Below are 489 nucleotides of genomic sequence, written 5' to 3'. Positions count from 1 at the left end.
ATCTTGGGCTCGCCCGCCGGTGCCGCCGGCGGCGTTGCCGGCGCAGCGGGCGCTGGTGCTGGCGCGGCTTCAACCGCGGCCGGCGCGGCCGGAGCCGTAGCGGCGGGCGCTTCGGCCGCCGGAGCGGCCGCCTGGTCGCCAGTGGCGGGTGCCGCGGGCTTCGTCTCCGGTGCCGGGACGGTAAGCAGTTCGGACGGCTTGCCCGGTTCCTCGACCATGGCAAGCACCTGGCCGGCTGGGCTCTGCGGGATCGAGACGACGGCGGTCTGCACCGAGGCGGTCACCACATCGCCGGTCGTCGAGCGCAGCGTGATGGTGTAGTCGCCGGGCTTCAGCGGATCGTCAAGGACGACGGCGAAGGCGCCGTCCGGACCGGCAACGGTCGAGCCGAGCACGGTCGTGCCGTTCAGGATCTCGACCTTGGAATTGGGCGCCGCATTGCCGGCAACGACTATCGAGCCATTGCTTTCGACGCGCACGACATCGAAT

The 489-nt window shown here is 71.6% G+C and carries 1 protein-coding gene; it reads right to left on the bottom strand.

Features of this window, described 5'->3' with window-relative positions:
* Positions 1–489, bottom strand: a 489-nt coding sequence (locus EN781_RS33830; protein WP_348631401.1) for an Ig-like domain-containing protein, incomplete at both ends; no start/stop codon positions are given.

The organism is Mesorhizobium sp. M4A.F.Ca.ET.090.04.2.1, assembly GCF_003999085.1.
In the GTDB taxonomy this organism is placed as follows: Bacteria; Pseudomonadota; Alphaproteobacteria; order Rhizobiales; family Rhizobiaceae; genus Mesorhizobium.
This window is presented reverse-complemented; position numbering and strand designations above follow the sequence as displayed.